Genomic DNA, 22,307 nt, shown 5'->3' with positions numbered 1-22,307 from the left:
TGGCCGGCAACGCGAACGGGGCGGCCCATCACCGCCGCCCCGTTGGCGCATCAGAACCGGTAGCGCGCCCCCAGCGAAATGAACTGCCCGCGCAGGTTGTACTGGCTGATGTCGAAACCATTGCAGCCACCGGCCGGGTCGAACGGCGGGTCCTTGTCGGTCAGGTTCAGCACCGACAGCGACAGCGTGGTGTTGGGAATCCCTTCGTACGCCACGTACAGGTCCAGCTGGTGATACGGCTTGATGCGGTCGCGCAGGCCCGGGTTGCTGGTGGCCGTCGCCACACGCTGGTCATAGCCGCTCACGTACTGCAGGCTCAGCGTGCTGCTCCAGTCGCCCACTGCCCAGTTCAGCGACGTGGTGCCGCGGGTGCGCGGCAGTGCGCCGTGGCGGTTGTTGCCGGCCCCTTCATACGGTGCCTGACCGGCCACCAGCGGCTGCTTGAAGCTGAGCAGATGGGTCCAGCTGCCGGCCACGGTGAAGTTGCCCCAGCCTTCGGTGCGGAAGGTGCGGTTGGCTTCCAGATCCAGCCCCGAGGTGGTCAGTTCGCCCTGGTTGGCATACTGGTTGGTGATGAACTGGATGCGCCCCTGTGCATCACGCTGCACGCGGCCGGGGAACAGCGTCGGGTTGTCGACGATGAACTGCGCGCTGTCCGGCTTGACCAGGTTGTCCTGTTCGATGCGGTACCAGTCCAGGCCGATGCTGGTATCGCCATCGGGCGACCACACCGCGCCCACGTTGAAGTTGCGCGAGCGTTCGGCCTTCAGGTCCGGATTGCCGGTGCGGATGTTGGTGACGCCACGGCTGCCACCGGGCTGCAGCGGATCCAGCGGATCGATCACCGAGCCATAGCTGACGGTCTGGCCCGGCGCGATCTCCGGCAGCGACGGTGCACGGAAGCCACGCGAGAACGAACCACGCAGCAGCAGGCTGTCCAGCGGCTGCCAGCGCAGCGCCACCTTCGGCGAGAACGCGTTGCCGAAGTCGTCATAGTGGTCGCCACGACCGGCCACCTGCAGCTCCAGCGTGCGGTGCAGCGGCACGCTCAGTTCGGCGTAGGCGGCGCTGACCTGGCGCTCGCCGTTGACCACGTTGATGGCCGGGCGCAGTTCGGTGCCCGACAGCACCTGCGCACTGGTGCGCGCGTCCAGTGATTCCTTGCGGAACTCGGCACCCCAGGCGAAGCCGACCGCGCCGGCCGGCAGCTCCCACAGCGAGGTCGAGGCCTTCACGTTCAACGAATGCAGCTTGTACCAGCCCGGACGCTTGGTCTGCAGGCGCAGTGCATCCAGCGCCGCCGGCGTGCTGGACGGGTTGAGGAAGTTGTAGCTGCCATCGCGCAGGATCTGTTCGAACGCATAGCGGTTGACGAAGTTGTCGACGTATTCGCGCTGCGCGCTCTGCGAGGTCAGCGCCGCCACTTCCCAGTCCCATCGCTCGCCGCTGCCGCGCACGCCGGCCAGCGCACGGTAGAACACCTGCGTGTTGTCCTTCAGGCGCGGGCCGAGATCGAAGAAGGTGTACTCGAACGGCAGCGGCGCGCTGCCCGGGTTGTTCGGGTGGCCGACCGGCAGCACCGCCGGCACGTCGATCAGGGTGCCGGTGGCCGGGTTGTACGCGCGCAGGCCCGGGCCGACGGTCAGCGGCGCGCTGAAGATCTGGTCGGCCTTGTTGTGGCTGTACAGCACATCGGCGAACGCCTCGACGCTGTCGTTGAAGCGGTAGGTCGCGCTCAACGACGCCTGCAGGCGCTCGGCGCCGGGCTGCAGGGTCTTGAACGGCTGCGCGTTGAAGGCGCAGGCCTGGCCGGGCAGGGTGCTGCCGAAATCGCTGTACGGGCGCAGCTGGCTGCCATCCGGGCAGTTGGCGAACGGTTGCGGTGCGCGCGGGTTGGATAGCCAGTTGCCACCGGCGGTGGACCAACCGGCCAGGCGACCGCCGGGCTTGTCGCGGAAATCGCCGCTGCGGGTGTAGGCACGCTGGTCGGCGTCGAGGCGATCACGCTTGAGCAGGTCCAGCCCGAACAGCACGTTCCAGCCCTGCTGTTCGAGGTCACCGAAGCCAGCCAGCAGGTTGGCCTTGCGCTCGTTCAGGCCGCCCTGGGTGGCGGTACCGAAGCCGCCGCCGACTTCCACGCCCTGGAAGTTCTTGCGCAGGATGATGTTGATGACGCCGGCGATGGCATCGGAACCGTACACCGCCGAGGCGCCATCCTTCAGCACTTCGATGCGTTCCACTGCGCTGATCGGCAGCGCGTTGAGGTCGACGAAAGTGTCCTGCGTGTTGAGCGCGAAGCCGAAGTTGGACACACGATAGCCGTTGACCAGCACCAGCGTGTTCTTCGGCGACAGGCCACGCAGGCCGATCGAGGCCGAGCCGGCGGCGAAACTGCCGGTGTACTGCTCGTCGAAGCTGTTGCCGGCATTGGCCGACAGGTTGCGCAGCACGTCGGTGAGGGTGGAGCGGCCGGTCTGCTCGATCTGTTCGCGGCTGACGATCTGCACCGGATTCGGCCCGGCGGTATCGCTGCGCTTGATGTTGGAGCCGGTCACCAGTACGGCGCCGAGCGTGGTGCTGTCCTTGCCGGTGTCGGCGGATTCAGTGGCGCCGGCAGCGCCGGCGGTGAGGCCCAACGCAATCGCGCCGGCAAGCAGGTTCAGGGTGGTGCGGTACATGGAAGCGACAACGCCGAACGGGGGAGGAGCCGTCAGTACCGCACGCAGGCACGTGCGCCTTCCAATGACGAAAGCGCATTCAGTTATACATCACAGGTTCTTAACGAAAGTCGGTGCCTCCGTTGGAGCAGACCCACTCGGTGGGTGCGGCACCGATCTTTGGTGGGTGCGGACTGTTGGTCCGCACACCCTGCAGGGTCACAGCCCTTTCCCTGTGGAAAGAAGCCTCATCCCCCCGCGCTACGCGCGAGAGTCGACTGACAGTCGACTCTACCGGGACAGCGCCATACCGGGACAGCGCCATTACCGGGGCAGCGCCATCCGCTGAGGCATCAAGGCCGCAGCAACACCTTGCCGTTACGGCCCGAACCGGCGCCAGCCTTCGCTGCCTGGGCGATGTCGTCCAGTGCGAAGATCTGCTCCACCGGCAGGGTCAGTTCGCCGCTCGCCGCACGCTTCAGCAGTTCGCCAACCAGCCGGCGCTTGTCCTCGACCGCCATCGCCTGGCTGACCTTGCTGCCCCAGAAACCCTTCACCGTGGCTTCCTTGTAGATCAGGCCGCCGGCGGGAATGCGCATCGGTTCGCCGCTCATCACTCCGAACGACACCAGGGTGCCGTGGTGGCCGAGCAGGTCGACCAGGTCACCGCTGGCGTCGCCGCCGATGGAATCCACCGCGGCCGCAGCCTGTGCTTCGCCGGTCGCCTCACGCACGCGATCCTTCCAGCCGTCCAGCGAGGTGTCGAATACATGATCGATGCCCAGCGCCTGCAACTGCGCGACTGCCTCGGCATTGCGCACCAGGTTGGCCACATGCACGCCACGCGCCCGCGCCAGCATCGCCAGCGACTTGCCCACCGCGCCGTTGGCGGTGTTCTGCACGATCCACTGGCCCGCCTCGACGTGCAGGAACTCCAGCAGCATCAGCGCGCTCAGCGGCATGGCGATCAGCTGTGCGGCCATTTCGTCGGGGATCGCCTCCGGCATCGGAATCACCATGCGTGCCGGTGCAACGAACGCCTCGGCCCAGGTTCCGTGTACCGAGGCGGCGGCAACCCGCTGGCCGATCTGCAGGCCGTCGACGCCGTCGCCGAGTGCATCGACCACGCCCAATGCTTCACTGCCACCGATCGCCGGCAGCGTCGGCTTGTAGCCGTAGAGGCCACGCACGGTCAGCAGGTCGTGGTTGTGGATCGAGGCCAGCACGGTGCGGATGCGCACCTCGCCGGGGCCGGGCTCAGGCAGCGGCGCATCGGCAATGGCAAGGACGTCGGTTGGGTCGCCGAAGGAGGGGTACTGGGCAGCGCGCATGGGCGGTGATCCGGGGAAAGTTGATGTTGTACCGAACTGGGGACGCAGGCGCTGTCGACAAGGCGCCGCAGGTGCAACACGGCATCCTGCGACTGATCGTCGCGTCATGTTCTGATTACCGCATCTTGTGTTGACGAGTTCGGATATCCCCACTATGTTGTGGCCGTCACTCCCGGTCAGCCGCCGCCGCCGGACATGCAGCAAACGTCCCGCGGCCCGCCCCTGAAGGCTTGCCGTGTCGACGCGGCCGCCATCGTGCGGACGCAGGTCGCCCCCACGGCCCGGATACCGGCCGCAGGCGCAGGCAGATGCCGACGACCTACGTTCCCGTGCCCTGGCAATCCACCCGTTCGCCCCGTGCGCCGGTATCGCGTTCAGGGCCGCCATGGCATCGACCGCCAACGCGCGTGCGAGCCTGGAGTTTCACCACCATGACCGACAGTACCTTCCGCGTGGCCGATCTGGCCGGCGCTGGCGACGCCTTGCGCGCCGGTGGCGAGCGCGTGCCGACCTGGATCACCAAGGAGGCCGGCAACCGTCGCCTGCCGTTCGAGGCCGAGCGCCTGCAGCGCAGCATCGACGCCGTGCATGCCGAGTTCCCGCAGCTGGACGTGAGCGACTATCGCCGTGTAGTGCAGTCGATGGTCGAACGCAAACCGAGCATCAGCGCCGATGACCTGGTCGATCTGCTGATCCGCGAGGCCGAGTCGCGGGTGGACCTGGTTGCACCCGAGTGGGAACAGTTTGCCGCGCGCATCTACCTGCGCCGCCTGTACAAGCGCGCCAGCCGCAACCGCTTCTATGACGTCGGCCTGAAGTACGGCTCCTACGTGGGTCTGCAGGAAAGCCTGGCTGACCGCGGCATCTACAGCAATGACATCCTGCGCTGCTATTCGAAGGAAGAGCTGCAGCAGGCCGGCGAGATGATCGATCCGGAACGCGACCGCCTGTTCGCCTACAACGGCCTGTACCTGCTGGCCACGCGCTATCTGGCCAGCGACCGCAGCCGCGAGGTCTACGAGCTGCCACAGGAGCGTTGGCTGACCATCGCGCTGTACCTGATGCAGGAGGAAAAGCCGCGTGAGCGGCGCATGCAGCTGGTCGGCGAGGCGTACTGGGCGCTGTCCAACCTGTACATGACCGTGGCCACACCGACCCTGGCCAGGGCCGGCAAGGTGGGGGGGCAACTGTCCAGCTGCTTCATCGACACGGTGGACGACAGCCTGCAGGGCATCTATGACTCCAACACCGATATCGCCCGCGTGTCCAAGCATGGCGGCGGCGTTGGCGCCTACCTGGGCTATGTGCGCAGCAGCGGCGCACCGATCCGTGGCGTGGCCAATTCGTCCGGCGGCGTCGTGCCGTGGATCAAGCAGCTCAACAACACCGCGGTGTCGGTTGATCAGCTTGGCCAGCGCAAGGGCGCGGTGGCGGTTTACCTGGACATCTGGCACCGCGATATCGAAGCCTTCATGGACCTGCGCCTCAACAACGGCGACCAGCGCCTGCGCGCGCACGATGTGTTCACCTCGGTGTGCGTGCCCGACCTGTTCATGGAAGCGGTGGAGCGCCGCGCCGACTGGTACCTGTTCGACCCGCACGAGGTGAAGCAGGCCAAGGGCTGGTACCTGCAGGACTTCTACGACGAGAAGCGCGGCTCAGGCAGCTTCCGCGACCGCTACGCCGAACTGGTGGCCGATGAGCGCATCAGCCGCCGCACGGTGAAGGCCATCGATCTGTTCAAGCGGATCATGCTCAGCCAGCTGGAAACCGGCAACCCGTTCCTGTTCTACCGCGACGAGGTCAATCGCCGGAACCCGAACAAGCACGCGGGCATGATCTATTCCAGCAACCTGTGCACCGAGATCCTGCAGAACATGAGCCCGACGCGGATGATCCAGGAGATCGTCAGCGGCGACCAGATCGTCACCACACGCCGCGCCGGTGACTTCGTGGTCTGCAACCTGTCCTCGATCAACCTCGGCCGGGCGATCAGTGCGCCGGATGACCTGCTGGCCACCGACGTGCTGGAGCGCCTGATCCCGATCCAGGTGCGCATGCTCGACAACGTGATCGATCTCAATGCGCTGCCGGTGCCGCAGGCCACGATCACCAACCGCAAGTACCGCGCCATCGGCCTGGGCACGTTCGGTTGGCACCACCTGCTGGCGCAGCAGGCAATCCAGTGGGAATCACCGGATGCCGAAGAATTGGCCGACCGCCTCTACGAACGCATCAACTTCCTGACCATCCAGGCCAGCGCGCAGCTGGCGAAGGAGAAGGGCAGCTACCTGATGTTCGCTGGCAGTGACTGGCACAACGGGCGTTACTTCCGCGACCGCGACTACAGTGGCGCCGCGTGGGACAGCCTGGCCCGCGAAGTGGCCACGCACGGCCTGCGCAACGGCTGGTTGCTGGCCGTCGCGCCGAACATGAGCACCGCGCAGATTGCAGGCTCCACGGCCTCCATCGACCCGATCTACAGCGCGTTCTACTACGAGGAAAAGAAGGACTTCCGGCGGCCGGTGGCCGCACCGGGCCTGTCGCTGGAAACCTGGCCGTACTACGAGAAGGGCGCCTACAAGGTCGACCAGTTCGCCAGCGTGCGCCAGAACGCGCGCCGCCAGCGCCATGTCGACCAGTCGATCAGCTTCAACCTGTACGTGCCCAGCACCATCCGCGCGAGCACGCTGCTGGAGCTGCACCTGAGCGCCTGGCGCGAGGGCCTGAAGACCACCTACTACGTGCGCTCCAACGACATCGACATCAGCGAATGCGAGTGGTGCTCCAGCTGATCGCCGGCGATCTACGGTAGTGCCGGCCGCTGGCCGGCAACCCCGCGATCTACGGTAGTGCCGGCCGCTGGCCGGCAACACGATAGAAAGAGAACGAAGGCATAAAACCATGGCAACCCCCCTCGACCGCATCAAGATCCTCGAACCGCGCCATCCCAACCGCAGCACCGGCATCATCAACGGCCGCACCAGCGGCATCCTCAACTGGAACGACATCCCGTACCCGTCGTTCTATCGGGCCTACAAGGAGCTGTCGACCAACTTCTGGATTCCCGACGAGGTCGACATGAAGCTGGACGCGCGCCAGTACGGCGAGCTCAACGCGCGCGAGAAGAACGCCTACGACTCGATCATCGGCCTGCTCGCCACGCTCGACTCACCGCAGACGCGCTTCATCTACAACGTGGCCGAGTACATCACCGACCCGGCTGCGCACGCCAACGCGGCGATCATCGGCCAGCAGGAAGTGATCCACAACGAAAGCTACAGCTACGTGCTGGCCTCGATCACCGACCTGCCGAACCAGAACCGCATTTTCGAGATTGCCCGTACCCACCCGACCATCATCAAGCGCAATGCGCCGATCATGGGGGCGTATGACGACTTCATGCGCGAGAAGACCGCCGAGACCCTGCTGAAGTCGTTGATCCAGTCCTCGATCCTGGAGGGCATCAATTTCTATTCCGGGTTCGCGTACTTCTACAACATGGTGCGGCAGAACCGCATGAACGGCACCGGCAAGATCATCAGCTTCATCAACCGTGACGAGCTGGCGCATACGAAGTTCATCAGCGAGCTGATCCGCGCCATCATCGGCGAGAACCCGGAGCTGCAGACCAACGAGTTGACTGCCTATGTGCACCAGTCGTTCGAGCATGCCATCGAGCTGGAGACGCAGTGGTCGTCGGAGGTGCTGGATGGCATCGACGGCATCGACGTGGACGAAATGGTGCGCTACGTGAAGTACCGCGCCAACAAGATGGCCGGCATGCTCGGCATCGAGCGCCTGTACAGCGACACCACCGACAACGTGATGCCGTGGATCAAGGCCTACGCCGACAACTTCACCGAAACCAAGACCGACTTCTTCGAGATGCGCAATGCAAGTTACAAGAAGACCAACGTCGACAACGGCTTCGACGACCTCTGAGCCCAGCGCCGCGCTGAGCATCCTGGTGGTGGTCGCCTCCTTGAGCGGCAACACCCGCGAACTCGGCCGGCAGATCGTCGAGCGCTGCCGCGCCGCCGGCCATGCGGTGCACTGGCAGGAGGCGGACGACCTGCGCCAGGCGCCGCCACTGGCGGCCGACGAGGCCGACCTGGTGCTGCTGGGCTGCTGGACTGACAACGCCGGCCGCACGCCGTCGGAGATGAAGGCATGGGTGGCCGGCATCGCCGAGCGCGGCGAGCGGCCACGGCAGCTGGCGGTGTTCGGCACCGGTGAAACGCAGTGGGGGCAGGAGTACTACTGCGGCGCCGTGCACCGCCTGATCCGCTACTTCCACAGCGACTACCCGCCGCTGGAAATCGAACAGATGCCGCATGGTCAACGCCATGCCGGGGCCATTGAGGCCTGGACCGACGCGGTCCTGGCCCACTATTGGAGCAACACCGATGCAGATCATCGACGCCACCACGCCTGAGCAGTTCCTGCAGCTGCTGGCCGAACACCCGCGGGTGCTGGTGGATTTCCACAAGGACCAGTGCCCGGGGTGCCGGATGCTGGAGATGTCGTTGCACCGGGTGGCCAACAGCGTGGCGGGGCAGGGCACGACCCTGCTGCGCGTGCAGCTGGAAGTGCTGGGTGAGGCGTTCTTCAGGGAGCTGGGGTTGCGGCAGACGCCGACGCTGTCCCTGTTCCGTGACGGTGATGAGCGCACGCGCCTGGCCGGGTTCCAGTCGCCGCAGCAGATCGAGGCCGCGATCGCGTTGCATCTGTAGCGTGGAGATGGTGGGGTCGGATCCCTCTCTGCAGGCGAGGGCTCTGACCCCGCAGCGACGCACGGCGTGGAATTTACTGTAGAGCCGAGCCCATGCTCGGCTGCTTTTCGCGCGGTGTGCGAACAAAGGCATCCACGCATGGCGTGGATCTTATCTCTTGCCAATCTGGCACCTTGGGTGCCGAGAGCCCGGCGTGGGCGACCGTGTGGATCCAGGTCTTGCGACCGAGAAGTAGCTTGGGTCCCCACGCCGGATTCTCCCTGAACCGCCCGAACAGTTGGTTGAGTTGGCGCTCGAACTGATAAGACTGGGCAAGCGGGGAGAGCTCTCGACCCTGTCAGCCTAGCGGAGTTCTGCCATGTTTGGGATCGGGATCGATGTGAGCAAAGCCACGCTGGATGTGGCCGTCCATGGAGAGCAGTTTCGCCAATTCAGCAACGACAAGCGCGGCTTTGTGCGCTTGATTCGGTGGCTGAAGACGTGGCCGATCAAGCAGGTCGTTCTTGAGGCAAGCGGGGGTTACGAGCGTGCTGCTCTGGATGTATTGCACGCCGCTGGCCTGCCGATGGTACGAATCAATCCGGCGCGTGCACGGCGATTTGCCCAAGGCACGGGCCGTGCCGCCAAGACCGATCGGCTCGATGCGACAGTGCTGGCACAGATGGCCCATTTGTTGCCGCTGACCCGCTACGTACCGCCTGCTCCTTGGCAGCAGCGTCTGGCTGAATTTGCGCAATGCCGCAGGCAACTGGTGCAGATGCGGGTCAGTGAGATGCAGCGCTTGCGGCGATTGGTCGATCCGGATCTGATTGCGATGAAGCAACGCCATATAGCTCAGCTATCTGACGACCTGAAGCAGTTGGATAAAGCTATTGCCGAGCAGCTTGAGGGGCAGCCTGGCTGGAAGAATATCGGCGCGCTCAAAGGCGTCGGCCCCATCCTGATCAGCACACTGGCCTGCGAGTTGCCCGAACTGGGCAGCTTGGGAAGCAAAGCCATAGCATCGCTGGTGGGGTTGGCCCCGATGAACCGCGAAAGTGGCACCTGGCAGGGCCAACGGCGGATCAGTGGTGGGCGCGCGGTGGTACGCGAAGCCCTTTACATGGCGGCCCTGACGGCCATCCGGTACGAGCCAAGGCTGCGCGCGTTTTACGCTGGCCTGAAGGCCAAGGGCAAAGCGAGCAAGGTGGCGCTCGTGGCGGTCATGCGCAAAATGCTGGTGATCCTCAACGCCCGTAAGCGAGACGCCGAGGTGGCCCTCGGCTGCCCCTGACAAGACAGTTGCTACTGGGTCCAACGCCTGGATCTGGCATCACCCGCCGCTGAAGGTATCCACCAGCAGCTTCACGTTCAATACCACGATCACCAGCGCGATCACCCAGGCAATCGCGCCCAGCCAGCGCGGGGCTACCAACGCGCCCATCGTCACTTTGTCGGTCACGATCCGCACCAGCGGGATGATCGCGAACGGCAGCTGCATCGACAGCACCACCTGGCTCAGCACCAGCAGCTCTACCGCGCCCTGGTCGCCGAACAGCATGATCACCACCACCACCGGAATGATTGCCAGTGCGCGCGTGATCAGCCGCCGCAGCCACGGCGGCAGTCGCAGGTGCAGGAAACCTTCCATCACGATCTGGCCGGCCAGCGTGGCGGTCACTGTCGAGTTCAGGCCCGACGCCAGCAGGGCCACCGCGAACAACGTCGCCGCCGCCCCCACGCCCAGCATCGGCGCCAGCAGCTGGTGGGCCTGCTCGATGTCTTCCACGTCGAAACGGCCATTGGCATGGAACACCGCCGCCGCCAGGATCAGGATGCTGGCGTTGATGAACAGTGCCAGGGTCAGCGCGAGGGTGCTGTCGGTCACCGCCCAGCGCAGCGCGCTGCGACGGCCCTCATCGGTGCGCGGGTAGGCGCGGGTCTGCACGATGGACGAATGCAGGTACAGGTTGTGTGGCATCACCGTGGCACCAATGATGCCGATCGCGATGTACAGCGCGTGCGGATCGGTCACTACCTGCGCGCGCGGAATGAATCCGCCCAGCACGTCCATCACCGGCGGTGCGGCCAGCGCGATCTGCACCATGAAGCAGCCGAAGATCACCATCAGCAGCGCGATCACGAAGGCTTCCAGCGCCCGGAAGCCGCGGTTCATCAGCAGCAGTACCAGCAGCGTGTCCAGGGCGGTGATCACCGCGCCCCACAGCAGCGGCAGATCGAACAGCAGTTTCAGTGCGATCGCGGTGCCGATCACCTCGGCCAGGTCGCAGGCGATGATCGCCGCCTCGCAAAGCGCCCACAGCGCCAGGTTCACCGGCTTGGGGTAACGCGCGCGGCAGGCCTGCGCCAGGTCCATGCCGGTGGCGATGCCGAGCCGCGCCGACAGCGCCTGCAGGATCACCGCCATCAGGTTGGAGACGAGGATGACCGACAGCAGCAGGTAGCCGAAGCGTGAACCGCCGGCGAGGTCGGTGGCCCAGTTGCCCGGGTCCATGTAGCCGACGGAGATCATGTAGCCGGGGCCGAGGAAGGCCAGCAGGCGGAACCACCAATGGCCCTTGTCGGGCACCGCCACCGAGGCGTTGAGCGCACCCAGGCTGGCCGCAGTGGAGGCCGAAGGGTCACGGGGCGCCAGGGTGTTCATGGATTCGAATATAGCTCCTGCTATAGTCATTAGCAATGTGAAACAATCGTCTTTATCGCGTTACTGGTCCAGAATTCAGGTTCAACACCGGATCCCCCCGGAAGGACAGGCGCAGGCGTGGGCAAGACCGACGATTCGACATCGCTGAAAAGCACCCCCTTGATCGAGGCCGAGCGCCAGGTCGAGAGCTTCCGCCAAGTGCGCGAGGCGCACCGGATGGAGCTGGTGGAGGACTATGTCGAGCTGATCTCGGACCTGCTGGCCGACGGCGGCGAGGCCCGCCAGGTCGACATCGCCACCCGCCTGGGCGTGGCCCAGCCCACCGTGGCGAAGATGCTGCGGCGCCTGGCCCGTGATGGCTGGGTGGTGCAGCGGCCGTACCGCGGTGTGTTCCTGACCCCGGAAGGCGAGGCGCTGGCACATGCCAGCCGCCAGCGCCACCAGACCGTGGAGCGATTCCTGCTGGCGCTGGGCGTGGACGCGGATACCGCGCGGCGCGATGCCGAGGGCATCGAGCACCATGTGAGCGAGCAGACGCTGGCGTTGTTTGAAGCGTTCGTGCGCAAGGCCGAGGGCGGGGCGCCGTAACGGTAGCGCCGGGCCATGCCCGGCGGCATTTCGCGCGACCCTAGAATCCAGGCGGGCAGCGTGCCTGTTCCTGCGCGAACGCCCGTTTCGTCCATTCCTTCAACACCGGCTGCAGGCCTTCATAGCGCCGGCCTTGCCAGCCATTGGCCAGCACCGTGCCGTCGGCATCGATCAGTACCAGATTCGGCGGTGCCAGCCCGGCCAATGCCTGCAGCGCCGGCATGCGCGCGGCGCGGCGCGGGTCCAGTACCGGCCACGGCATGTCCTGCGCGTGCATGTAGCGGCGCAATGCAGCCTCGCTCTCATCCAGGCTGACGTACACCACTTCGGTATCGGCGCCGGCCTCGCGCAACGCGTCGCGCACGCTGCGCAACGTGGGTACGAAGGCGTGGCACGGTGCACACCAGTCGGCGCCGAAGTACAGCGCCACCAGTTTCGGCGGCGGCGTCCACTGCATCGGCCGCAGCGAGCGCTGTTCCGGCCGCATCAGCGAGGCCGAAACCTGCGCGTGCAGGTCCGCAGCCACCGCCGGTGCGGCCAGCAGCGCGGCACAGGCCAGCAACAGCGCTCGCAGTGCTTCAGAACGCATAGCGCAGGTTGACGTACCACGAGCGCGCGAAACGCGGCCCGTAGACATAGTCGCTGTCACGCAGCGCGCCCATCTCCAGATCCTTCTGGCGCTGATCGAACACGTTCTTGACGCCTGCGGCTACCGACACTTCCTGCTGCGCCTGCGCGCCCAGATGCCGGTGCCAGCGCGCACCAAGATCGGTGACCAGGAACGAGCGCGTACGGTGCAGCTCGCCCAGCCGGTTTTTCAGCACCGACATCGGGCCGGTGTGGCGCAGCGCGACGAAGGTTTCCCACGGCTCGGCGGGCATCCAGCTGAGCTGGGCCAGGCCGGTCCAGCGCGGGGTCTTCAGGTAGTCGCGGCTTTCGATCACGGTGTCGCCGCCATCGCCGGTGTCGTCGAAGATGCGCTGCGGTTCGCGGAAGCGTGAGCGGTACCACGAGGCACCGGCGGTCAGGCGCCACTGCGGCGACGGCTGCCAGCCGAGGTTGGTTTCCGCGCCCAGCACGTTGGAGCCGGAGGCGTTGTAGCGCAGCTGGCTCAGCTGTCCGTCATCGCCACGCTGGATCTCGCCCAGCGCGAAGGTGTCGCGGATGCGTGCATAGGAGGCAGTGGCATCCCAGCTCCACACCGGATTGGCCGGGTCCGAGCGCCAGTCGAAGCCGAACAGGGTGGTCAACGCGCGCTCTTCCTTCAGGCCGTCGGTGTTGCGCACGCGCACCTGTTCGCCACCCAGCGTGTCGACATGCACGTCCTCGACGAAGATCTCGGGAGCACGGAAGCCGGTGGCGATGCTGGCACGCCACTTCAGGTTGGGCGTGGCCTGCCAGGCCAGCGCGATGCGCGGCGAGAACACCGCGCTGTCCAGTTCCGAGCTCTTGTCCACGCGTGCACCCAACACCAGGTCGACGTTGTCGCGCAGGCTCCACTCGTCCTGGATGAAGGCGCCCAGGTTGTGGAAGGTCGCATCCTCCAGTACCGCAAGACGCTGGCCGTCACCGGTGCGGTTGTCGTCGCGCAGCGCCTCGTGCTTGTACTGCACGCCGAAGGCCAGCGCGTGCGCACCCAACCGCCAGTTCAACTGGCTGTCGATGTAGTGCAGCGGGTTGTGGGTGCGGCCGTACTGGCGCCACGAACGCGAGGCCGCGCTGCCGGCCACGTTCGGGTCCAGCTGCGACGGGTCATAGCCCGGCGCGGACGGATCGGTAACGACGTCGCCCAGACCGCCATAGAAGCTGTCGCGGTCAATGTCGGCGAAGGCGTAGGCCAGGCGGAAATCGACGTCGGCATTGATTTCCTGGTCCCACGACACGCTGCCGCGGCGGTATTTCGTATCCAGCGATTCGGCGATGTTGGCCAGGTATTCCGGCTGGTCCAAGCGGTTGCCGCCACGCCGGGTTTCATCGGTCACCTGCAGGTCCAGGCGCAGCCGCGTTCCCGGCGTCGGTGCGTACCAGGCCTGCAGCCCGCCGACCTTGAGGTTCTTGCGGGTGATTTCGGTGTAGCCGTCACCGTTGTAGTCGATGCCGCTGTTCCAGTTGCGCTGGGCAATCACCGACAGGCCGGCGTCTGCTTCCTTGGCCACCAGGTCCAGCCGCACGTCGGCGTTCTTCTGCGGCGTGCCTTTCAGGACATCCACGCCGGCCTGCACATGGCCACCGCTGCGCGCCGGCAGCGGCGGAATCAGGTTGATCACACCGGCGACCGCACCCGGCCCATACAGCGCCGAACCACCGCCGTTGACCACTTCGATGCGGTCGACGAACCCGGCCGGGATCTGTTCCAGGCCGTACACGCTGCCCAGCGTGGACAGCAGCGGGATGCCATCGAACAACAGCTGGTTGTAGGCGCCGGGCAGGCCCAGCAGCTGTACTTCGCTGGTGTTGCAGTTCTGGCAGTTGCTTTCCACGCGCAGGCCGTTGATCAGCTCGGCTGCACGCGAGAAGTCGGTGGCCGCGCGCAGCGCGATGTCTTCCTTGCGCAGCACTTCGGTGCGGATCGGGACATCGGACAGCAGGCGTTCGCTGCGGGTGGCGGTGCTGACCTTCACCTGCACGCGATCCAGCTCGGTCGGCTTCGGTGTGGCGGCCAGTGCGGGCAGCGGCAGGGTCAGGGCGATGGCGGCGGCCAGGGGCAGCCGATGAAAGAGGGGTGTGGCAACGGGCATGAGGGCGTCGTCCTTGGGAGAGGAAAGGCGGCGAGGGCGACCTGGCTGACGCATATGAAAGCAGAGGGTCATAGATATAGCAACGGCTATATAAATAAGTCAGTGCAATCACGAAGCCGAAAGCGGGATCAGGACATCGCGGACGACGGTGTTATAACATTACAAAGTAACGCCAGAACCCTGCCGGATGTCATGCACGGCAGGGAGCGAGGGAAGTTGAGGAACGCCGCCCCAGGCCTGGGCCCGGGGCGGCGTTGGCCTTACCAGGCGGCGCGCAGGCCCACCTGGGCACCATGGTTGCGGTAGCCGCTGTCGCCACGCTGCACACGCAGGTCACCCCATGCGCTCCAACGCTGGCCCAGCTGCAGCTGGGCACCGGCCTGCACTTCGTAACGGTTCTCCGGCGTCTTCGCGCTCAACGACTCGCTGTTGAAGCGCATGGCCTCATCGCGCTGGCCACGCAGCCAGTTCGCTGCCAGGAACGGCTGCACGCGGTTGCCCTGCAGCGTGCTCTGGCCAAACAGGCGCAGGCCGAGGCGGCTGTTGAGGCCGCCGCCGCGACCGTCTTCCACCGTGGTGCCATTGTCTTCGACCAGGCTGTCGCCGTCGTAGTCGGTCCAGGTCAGCTGCGCCTGTGGCTGCAGGTACAGCGTGCTGGCCTCAGTGCTGCGGATGGCCCAGGCATAACCGGCTTCCAACGATGCACTGCGGGTCCTGGAGTCGTAGGTCTCACGGGCGATGCCTTCGCTCTGCACCTCGTTGTCGAAGCGCGCCGCCTGCAGCCAGCCGTCCACATACAGGCCGGCACTGCTCTGTGCATCCTGCACCCAGCCCAGGTAGACACCGGCCGACTTGCCCTTGATCTTGCCGCGGGTGCCATAACCGCTCAGCGTCGACACCGCCTGTGTGGTCGCCTCGCCGGTGCCGAGCATCACGCCGGCCTGGCCACGGCCATCGCCCCAGCGCCAGACATCGCTGCCCAGCTGCAGGGTGTTGATGTGGGTACGGGCGTCGACCTGGCCGGCCACGTTGGCCTGCAGCTGGTCACGCCCGGCGCGCACCCAGCTGCCGATGCGGGCGCGGTCGAAGCCGGGCTCGCCGCGGTCATGGCGGCGCAGCTGGAACATCTGCACGGCCGCGGCCTGGTTGGCCAGGTACGCGCCCGGCTCCGGACGCAGCACGGGGACCGGATCGACCGGATCGGTGGGATCGACCGGGTCCACAGGGTCGACCGGATCCACCGGGTCCACCGGCGTGCACTCCGGCAGCGACGGATTGATATCGCACGGATTGCCGGTGTAGGCCGAGGTCAGGTACCAGTTGCCGTTGTTGGCGCCCGGCGTGCCCTTGCGCAGGAAATACTCGTACATGCCACCGATGGCGCGGCCCTGCAGTGCGAGGTGGCCATTGCTGGCACCGTCCACCTGCATCAGCGGAATGCCGTTGACGGTCTGTGCGCCAGCACCGGCAATGTTGTTGACGGTGACCTGGGTGGTGCCGCTGGTATCACCGGTCACGTGCATGCGCGAGCTTGCTGCGTCGTCGCCGGCCAGCACCGTGTTGAAGTGCAGGGTGCCGCCATTGCCGGTGTAGTTGCCGTTGACGGTCAGCTGCGGATACGCCGCAGTGTTTGCAGCACCAAGGAAAATGTCACTTCCCGCACCCAGAGTGAGGTTGCCGGTGTTGCTGTCGCCGGACAGTGTCCAGCGGCCGCCCTGGTCGACGATGACGTCGGCTGGGCCGAGGATGCGGCCGGTGAGGTCGAGGCCGTCAAGGAAGCGCAGCGTGCCGGTGGCGGTATCGGCAATGGTGAAGTTCCCGGCCAGCGTGGAAGTTCGGCCGGTAAAGTCGAACAGGGCACCTGCGTTGGCCTGCAGGAGGTTGCCGTTGCCACCCTTCAGCGTGGCGCCGTTCTGCACGACGAAGCGGTTGACCTGCGGAGTTGAGCCCACGGCTTGCGCGCTGAGCGCTGCGCCAGCGGTTCCTTCCACCGAAGAGCCATCGACAAGTACGTACCACCCATCCGGGCCGATGGCGGGTTGGCCGCCAGCGTTGAGTCGGCTGTAGATGCCATCCTGCGCGCCAACGACGGAAGAACCGCTGCGCAGTTCCAGAATGCCCGCCAGTATCTCGACGCCGTGCACATTGCCAGCAAAGGCCGTCGATGAGGCACGGATGGTTCCGCCGCCCGAAATGCGCGAAGCCGTGAAAGGACTTTCGACGCGGCTGTTTGAAATGGTGATGACTGTGCGCGCCGATGCCGGGTTGGACAGTACTGCACCAGTGTTCAGGCCGACCAGCGTGCTGCCTCGGATGTCGCCGACGGAATCCGTCAACGTGACCTGGCCGGCGGATGCGTTGCTGAGGGTGAGTGTCGAAACTTGCGAATTTACTGAGCCGACGCGAGTGCCGTCGACGGTCAGCTGCGAATTGCCACGGAGCGTGAAGTCCTGCCCGACCCAGACATGGCCCGGAACGACCGTAGCGGATGCGCCGTTGGTCAGATCAACGGCCGCGGCCTCCAGGGAGGGCACGAGAATCAGCCCGGCGAGTGCAAGCGCCAACCGCGAATGGACGAAAGTGGAAGGAAACTTCGGCGTGAACTGCATCATGCGCATGGGTGTTTCTCCTTGAAGCTCATTGGGGTGGGACCTGCATCCGCAGGGCCGGAGGCGGCACTGTGCGGATCGGGTCTTGCCTGGGCCATACAATTAATCTGAAACGACTGCAGCGGCACTTGCCGGATTCAAACCTCGTTCAATAACTCACCAAACTGAATGGAGCGCGCGGTCTGAATAATTCAGCGTGCGTGAGGGCGCAGTGAATGGCGCGTGGAAGATGCCCAAACTGCCCGTTCGCAATGCAGTTCTGTGATGGCACCCGCAGTTCCCCGGCACGGCGGCGCCGTGGGAGGCTCCATGGAGTCGGGGGATGCGGGCCAGGACCCCTTCCTGCGGAAAGGGATCCGGCCCAGGGGAGCTTGATCAGCCGCGGCGGAACGCGGCGGGGGTGCGGGCGCCGACGATGATCATGCGGATCATCGTGGAGATCTGCTCGACCAGTTCCGGATCCTTCTCCGGCGGCAGGTCCATGGCGGTGGCGCCCATCGCGAACACCAGCCGGGTGATGGCCTTGGCCACCAGTTCCGGGGCATGCAGTACGGCGCCATCCAGTGCGGCCAGACGCACCAGGTCGTGCTGCAGCTCTTCCTCGAAGTAGTGCAGTTCGCGTTCGACCGCGTGCTTGAAGTCGTCCGAGCCGACCGCGCCTTCGCGCAGCAGCACGTGCAGCAGCTTGTCGTCGGCGCGCAGCTGCTCCATGAAGGTCTCCACGGAAACGCGCACCACGCTGGTGGCGGTGGAGGTGGCGCGCTGGCGGGCCTCGCCGATGATGGTGCGCAGCGAGCGGCCGGCGGCGTCGATCAGCGCCACGGCCAGTTCATCCATGTCGCGGAACTGACGGTAGAAGCTGTTCGGCGCGATGCCGGCCTCACGTGCCACTTCGCGCAGGCTGAGCGTGGACAGGCTGCGGTGCGGCCCGATCAGTTTCAGGGCGGCGGCCAGCAGATCCTCGCGGCTCACCGTACGGCGGGCCGGGCTGTTGGCATCTTCGGGCGTCGACAAGGCGGTGGCGGCGGCCATGGGGGTTCCGGTGGGGCGAGGCTGAATCATACCCAATCCGGTTCAATATACACATGTATACACAGGTGTATGTGCGCCCGTATAGTTCGCTCATGAGCGCTGTCGTCCGTCCGTCCCTGTTCTCTCCGTACCGCTGGGTCTCGCCGTCGCTGTTCGATTTCTGGGCGGGCCAGCTCAATCCCCTGTGGACCCTGCGCGAGCCGGTGGCCCGCCTGGTCCGGCGTGAGCCGGCCGGCGAGGGCGCGGCGACCCTGGTCCTGCGCACCAACCGGCACTGGGCCGGCATGCGCGCTGGCCAGCACGTCACCCTCGGCGTCGAGATTGAAGGGCGCTTGTGGCAGCGCAGCTACAGCCCCACCGCACTGGGTCGGCGAGAACTGGCGATCACCGTCAAGGCGATCGACGGCGGCCGGGTCAGCCAGCATCTGGTCAACCATGCGCAGCCGGGCGAACTGTTCCGCCTCGATGCCGCCTTCGGCGAATTCCATATGCCGGCCGCGGCGCCGGTGCTGCTGCTGGCTGCCGGCAGTGGCATCACGCCGATGCGCAGCCTGTTGCGCGACGCCTGCCATCGTCCGCTGGCAGCGCCGGTGGACCTGTTCTACTGGGAGCGCACCGCCGCCCATCTGCAGTTCCGTGATGAACTGCAGGCGCTGGCCGCGGCGCATCCGAACCTGCGCGTGCACCTGCTGACCACCCGCGAGGGTGAGGCGCCGGCAGCGCGAATCGATACCCATGATCTGCAGGTGGCCGGCGATGACACGCCGCTGGCGCAGCGCCATGTGCTGGCCTGCGGCCCGGACGGCTTCGTTGCTGCTGCGCGTGAACGCCTGGCGCAGCAGGTGGCTGGCTTCCAGGCCGAAGCCTTCACCCCGCCGGCACCGCTGCGCGATGCCAGCAGCGAAGGCGAGGTGTCGCTGACGCTTGCGCGCAGTGGCCGTCAGCTGAGCGTGCCGCGTGGCCGCTCGCTGCTGGAAAGCCTCGAAGCCCACGGCATCAAGCCCAAGCATGGTTGCCGCATGGGCATCTGCAACAGCTGCAGCTGTGACCGCGTCAGTGGCGCCACTCGCCATCTGCGCACCGGCGACCTGCAGTCCGAATCGGCACAGCCGGTGCGGATCTGCGTGAGCGCACCGACTACCGACCTGACCCTGGATCTCTGAGGACGCCTGCCATGACCCGCGCTACCGACCGTGCCCTGAGCACCGCCGAGATGCATGCCTTCGGTGAGGAACTCGATGCGATCCGCGACCGTGTGATCGGCAGCCTCGGCGCCTCCGATACCCGCTACATCCGCCGCGTGGCTGCCGCCGTGCGCTGGTTCGGCGTGGGGGGGCGCGGCCTGCTGTTCCTGGCGGCGTTCTCGCCGCTGTTCTGGATGCCGCTGCTGTGGCCGGCTGCGATCACCGGCACGCTGCTGCTGGCGCTGTCGAAGATCCTGGAGAACATGGAGCTGGGCCACAACGTCATGCATGGCCAGTTCGACTGGACCGGTGACCCCAAGCTCAATGGCAACACCTACGAGTGGGACATCGTTGCCACCGCCGACAACTGGCGCAAGACCCACAATTTCCGCCACCACACCTACACCAACGTGCGTGGCATGGACGATGACATCGGCTACGGCCTGCTGCGCATCTTCCCGGAACAGCGCTGGAAGCCGTTCTATCTGCTGCAGCCGATCATCGCACCGATCTTCGCGCTGCTGTTCCAGTGGGGCGTGGCCGCGCAGGACCTGCGCCTGGGCCGTTGGCTGAAGGGCCGCATCAGCGGCCGTGCGATGTGGATGCAGACCCGCCCGGTGGCGCGGAAAATGGCCCGCCAGGTGCTGAAGGACTACGTGTTCTTCCCGCTGCTGGCCGGCCCGTTCTTCCTCACCGTGATGCTGGGCAACCTGGTCGCCAACGGCCTGCGCAACATCTGGACCTACGTGATCATCTTCTGCGGCCACTTCACCGCCGAATCGGAAACCTTCCCGAAGGAATGCCTGCGCAATGAATCGCGCGGCCACTGGTACCTGCGCCAGCTGCGCGGTTCGTCCAACATCAGTGGCGGCTTCCTGATCAACGTGCTGTCGGGCAACCTCAGCCACCAGATCGAGCACCACTTCTACCCGGACCTGCCGGCCAACCGCTATGCGGCCATTGCCAAGGAAGTGAAGGACATCTGCCGCCGTTACGGCCAGCACTACAACAACGGCTCGCTGCCGCGTCAGTTCGGGCAGGTGGTCTGGCGCATCCTGCGTCACGCGTTCCCGAGCAAGCCGCGCCGCCTGCCGATGTCGGACATCATGTCCGCACCGGCATCGGCCAACGCGGGCTGATCGACTCAGCCCGCTTTCGCCAGGTCCGCCTGCTCGCGGTCCAGGCGTCGCAGGAACACCTGCATTTCCTTGCGTGCCTGCTGGTCGCCCTTGCTGCCGGCCACGCTCAAGCCGCGTTGCCATGCTTCGCGCGCCGCCTGCGGCTGGCCACTGGCCAGCCAGGCCTTGCCCAGCAGCTTCCACGCCGCCGAGTATTGCGGATCAAGCACCACGCAACGGCCCAGATGGGTCGCCGCGCGCACCGGGTTGCCGGCATCCAGCCAGCCCTTGCCCAGGCCGAAGCGCAGCAGCGCGCCGTCCTTGCCGTCGGCAAGCATGCATTCCAGAGCTTCAATGTTCATCAGCGCACCTCCACCAGCAGCTCGGCCGGGCCGGGCTGGAAGCGGCCCCGATGGAACAGCAGCGGCGCGCCGCCGTTCTCGTGCACTTCGATGATGCGGCCGGCCAGCAGCAGGTGATCGCCCACCGGCCACTGTGCGTGGCGGGTACAGGTGAGATGGGCCACCGCACCGGCGATGCGTGGCGGGGCGTCCTCGTCGTCATCCAGCAATGCCAGGCCGTCGAAGCGGTTGCGTACCTGCGGATCGGCAAAGCGCCGGGCCAGCGCTTCCTGGTCGGCCGCCAGCACGCTGATCGCAAAGCGGGTGGCGCTCTGGAAGGTGGACAGGCTCTGCGCGTGCAACGCCAGGTTCCACAGCACCAGGGGCGGCTGCAATGACACCGGCACGAACGAATTGATGGTCAGGCCGATGGGCTTGCCCTGCGCATCGCGTGCGCAGACGATGGCCACGCCGGTAGGAAAGTGGCCGAGCAGCCGCCGCAGTGCACGCGGCGGCATCTCGACCGACGGCACCGGCGCCGGGGCGGGGAATACCCCCGCCCACGGCCCGGCGTACGGCAGTGTCTCGCCGCTCATGAGGCCCTGGCCTGGCGGTAGCGCCGGCCGACCTCGGCCCAGTTGATGATGTTGAAGAACGCACCGATGTAGTCCGGGCGACGGTTCTGGTAGTGCAGGTAGTAGGCGTGTTCCCAGACATCCAGTGCGAGGATCGGGGTGTTGCCCGACAGGCCCACGGCTGCACCCATCAACGGGCTGTCCTGGTTGGCGCTGCTTTCCACCTGCAGGCGGCCATCGCGATCGCTGGTCAGCCAGGCCCAGCCGCTGCCGAAGCGGGTCTGCGCCGCCTTGGTGAAGGCGTCCTTGAAGGCATCGAAGCCGCCAAGATCGCGGTCGATGGCGGCGGCCAGCTCATCATCGGGTGCACCACCGTGGGTGCTGAGTACGGTCCAGAACAGGCTGTGGTTGGCGTGGCCACCACCGTTGTTGCGGACCGCGCCGCGCTGCGCCTCGGGCACGGCATCGAGGTTGGCGATCAGCGCCTCGACCGGCTGCTCGGCGATGCCTGCCTGCTCGGTGGCGGCGTTGAGGTTGTTGACGTAGGTCTGGTGGTGCTTGCTGTGGTGGATCTCCATCGTGCGCGCATCGAAATGCGGCTCAAGGGCGTCGTAGGCGTAGGGGAGCGGGGGAAGCGAGTACGACATTGAAGCAATCTCCGTGGGGAAGGCCAGAGGGCTGGCCGTGGGGAGACTGTTATCGCACCTCAACATTGGTTGAGGTCAAGGGGCGGGGGGGGGGGGATGCGTGAAAG

General features: G+C 66.2%; 18 protein-coding genes. 8 read left to right on the top strand and 10 right to left on the bottom strand.

The window, feature by feature from the left end:
• Window positions 1–50: 50 nt before the first annotated feature.
• On the bottom strand, window positions 51–2,678 hold the full coding sequence (locus CKW06_RS14055; protein ID WP_024957411.1) for a TonB-dependent receptor: 2,628 nt from the start codon (window positions 2,676–2,678) through the stop codon (window positions 51–53).
• A gap of 332 nt (window positions 2,679–3,010) precedes the next feature.
• Window positions 3,011–3,988 (bottom strand): zinc-binding dehydrogenase, encoded by a 978-nt coding sequence (locus CKW06_RS14050; protein WP_024957410.1) that lies wholly within the window; start codon window positions 3,986–3,988, stop codon window positions 3,011–3,013.
• 431 nt (window positions 3,989–4,419) lie between these two features.
• On the opposite strand from CKW06_RS14050, the gene CKW06_RS14045 reads away from it, so the two are divergent.
• From CKW06_RS14045 to CKW06_RS14025, 5 genes are all read left to right on the top strand, one after another.
• Window positions 4,420–6,783 (top strand): ribonucleoside-diphosphate reductase subunit alpha, encoded by a 2,364-nt coding sequence (locus CKW06_RS14045; RefSeq protein WP_024957409.1) that lies wholly within the window; start codon window positions 4,420–4,422, stop codon window positions 6,781–6,783.
• Window positions 6,784–6,892: 109 nt separating this feature from the next.
• On the top strand, window positions 6,893–7,933 hold the full coding sequence (locus CKW06_RS14040; RefSeq protein ID WP_024957408.1) for a ribonucleotide-diphosphate reductase subunit beta: 1,041 nt from the start codon (window positions 6,893–6,895) through the stop codon (window positions 7,931–7,933).
• Window positions 7,934–7,958: 25 nt separating this feature from the next.
• Window positions 7,959–8,426 (top strand): flavodoxin, encoded by a 468-nt coding sequence (locus tag CKW06_RS14035; protein ID WP_077684456.1) that lies wholly within the window; start codon window positions 7,959–7,961, stop codon window positions 8,424–8,426.
• Window positions 8,398–8,724, top strand: coding sequence for a thioredoxin family protein (locus CKW06_RS14030; RefSeq protein ID WP_024957406.1), 327 nt, complete (start codon window positions 8,398–8,400; stop codon window positions 8,722–8,724). Before CKW06_RS14035 ends, CKW06_RS14030 begins: the two co-directional genes overlap by 29 nt.
• 358 nt (window positions 8,725–9,082) lie before the next feature.
• Complete coding sequence (locus tag CKW06_RS14025) at window positions 9,083–9,997, top strand: IS110-like element ISStma6 family transposase (protein ID WP_005407612.1); 915 nt, start codon at window positions 9,083–9,085, stop codon at window positions 9,995–9,997.
• A 39-nt stretch (window positions 9,998–10,036) separates the two neighbouring features.
• Here CKW06_RS14025 and CKW06_RS14020 read toward each other — a convergent pair whose 3' ends face one another.
• A complete protein-coding gene (locus tag CKW06_RS14020) occupies window positions 10,037–11,368 on the bottom strand; it encodes an Nramp family divalent metal transporter (protein ID WP_024957653.1) in 1,332 nt (443 codons plus the stop codon).
• Between the two features lie 117 nt (window positions 11,369–11,485).
• Between CKW06_RS14020 and mntR the strand changes: the two genes are divergently transcribed.
• On the top strand, window positions 11,486–11,956 hold the full coding sequence (mntR, locus tag CKW06_RS14015) for a manganese-binding transcriptional regulator MntR (protein ID WP_005413716.1): 471 nt from the start codon (window positions 11,486–11,488) through the stop codon (window positions 11,954–11,956).
• Between the two features lie 40 nt (window positions 11,957–11,996).
• Here mntR and CKW06_RS14010 read toward each other — a convergent pair whose 3' ends face one another.
• The 4 genes from CKW06_RS14010 to fabR form a co-directional block, all read right to left on the bottom strand.
• A complete protein-coding gene (locus tag CKW06_RS14010; RefSeq protein ID WP_024957652.1) occupies window positions 11,997–12,545 on the bottom strand; it encodes a thioredoxin-like domain-containing protein in 549 nt (182 codons plus the stop codon).
• Window positions 12,535–14,694 carry a TonB-dependent receptor plug domain-containing protein gene (locus CKW06_RS14005; protein ID WP_024957651.1) on the bottom strand — a complete coding sequence of 720 codons (2,160 nt, stop codon included), beginning with the start codon at window positions 14,692–14,694 and terminating at the stop codon, window positions 12,535–12,537. Before CKW06_RS14005 ends, CKW06_RS14010 begins: the two co-directional genes overlap by 11 nt.
• Before the next feature lie 260 nt (window positions 14,695–14,954).
• Entirely contained in the window at window positions 14,955–17,312 is a 2,358-nt protein-coding gene (locus CKW06_RS14000; RefSeq protein ID WP_024957650.1) for an autotransporter family protein, read from the bottom strand.
• A gap of 366 nt (window positions 17,313–17,678) precedes the next feature.
• Window positions 17,679–18,335, bottom strand: a complete 657-nt coding sequence (fabR, locus tag CKW06_RS13995; protein ID WP_005409961.1) for an HTH-type transcriptional repressor FabR — start codon at window positions 18,333–18,335, stop codon at window positions 17,679–17,681.
• A 92-nt stretch (window positions 18,336–18,427) separates the two neighbouring features.
• Here fabR and CKW06_RS13990 point away from each other — a divergent pair, with 92 nt between their 5' ends.
• Together CKW06_RS13990 and CKW06_RS13985 are read left to right on the top strand one after the other, a co-directional pair.
• Window positions 18,428–19,498 carry a ferredoxin reductase gene (locus tag CKW06_RS13990; protein ID WP_050426960.1) on the top strand — a complete coding sequence of 357 codons (1,071 nt, stop codon included), beginning with the start codon at window positions 18,428–18,430 and terminating at the stop codon, window positions 19,496–19,498.
• An 11-nt stretch (window positions 19,499–19,509) separates the two neighbouring features.
• Complete coding sequence (locus CKW06_RS13985; RefSeq protein ID WP_024957648.1) at window positions 19,510–20,658, top strand: fatty acid desaturase family protein; 1,149 nt, start codon at window positions 19,510–19,512, stop codon at window positions 20,656–20,658.
• A gap of 5 nt (window positions 20,659–20,663) precedes the next feature.
• Here CKW06_RS13985 and CKW06_RS13980 read toward each other — a convergent pair whose 3' ends face one another.
• From CKW06_RS13980 to CKW06_RS13970, 3 genes are read right to left on the bottom strand one after another with little or no spacing between them, the layout of a single operon-like run.
• The gene (locus CKW06_RS13980) at window positions 20,664–20,999 is read right to left on the bottom strand and encodes a tetratricopeptide repeat protein (protein ID WP_024957647.1); all 336 of its coding nucleotides are present in this window, start codon (window positions 20,997–20,999) and stop codon (window positions 20,664–20,666) included.
• Window positions 20,999–21,574 carry a flavin reductase family protein gene (locus CKW06_RS13975; protein WP_024957646.1) on the bottom strand — a complete coding sequence of 192 codons (576 nt, stop codon included), beginning with the start codon at window positions 21,572–21,574 and terminating at the stop codon, window positions 20,999–21,001. The genes CKW06_RS13980 and CKW06_RS13975 overlap by 1 nt, the downstream gene beginning before the upstream one ends.
• The gene (locus CKW06_RS13970; RefSeq protein ID WP_038646098.1) at window positions 21,571–22,200 is read right to left on the bottom strand and encodes a superoxide dismutase; all 630 of its coding nucleotides are present in this window, start codon (window positions 22,198–22,200) and stop codon (window positions 21,571–21,573) included. Before CKW06_RS13970 ends, CKW06_RS13975 begins: the two co-directional genes overlap by 4 nt.
• Window positions 22,201–22,307 lie beyond the last annotated feature (107 nt).

The organism is Stenotrophomonas maltophilia (genome assembly GCF_900186865.1).
GTDB lineage: Bacteria > Pseudomonadota > Gammaproteobacteria > Xanthomonadales > Xanthomonadaceae > Stenotrophomonas > Stenotrophomonas maltophilia.
The sequence above is the reverse complement of the archived record's forward strand: the minus strand, read 5'-3'. Positions and strand labels throughout refer to the sequence as shown.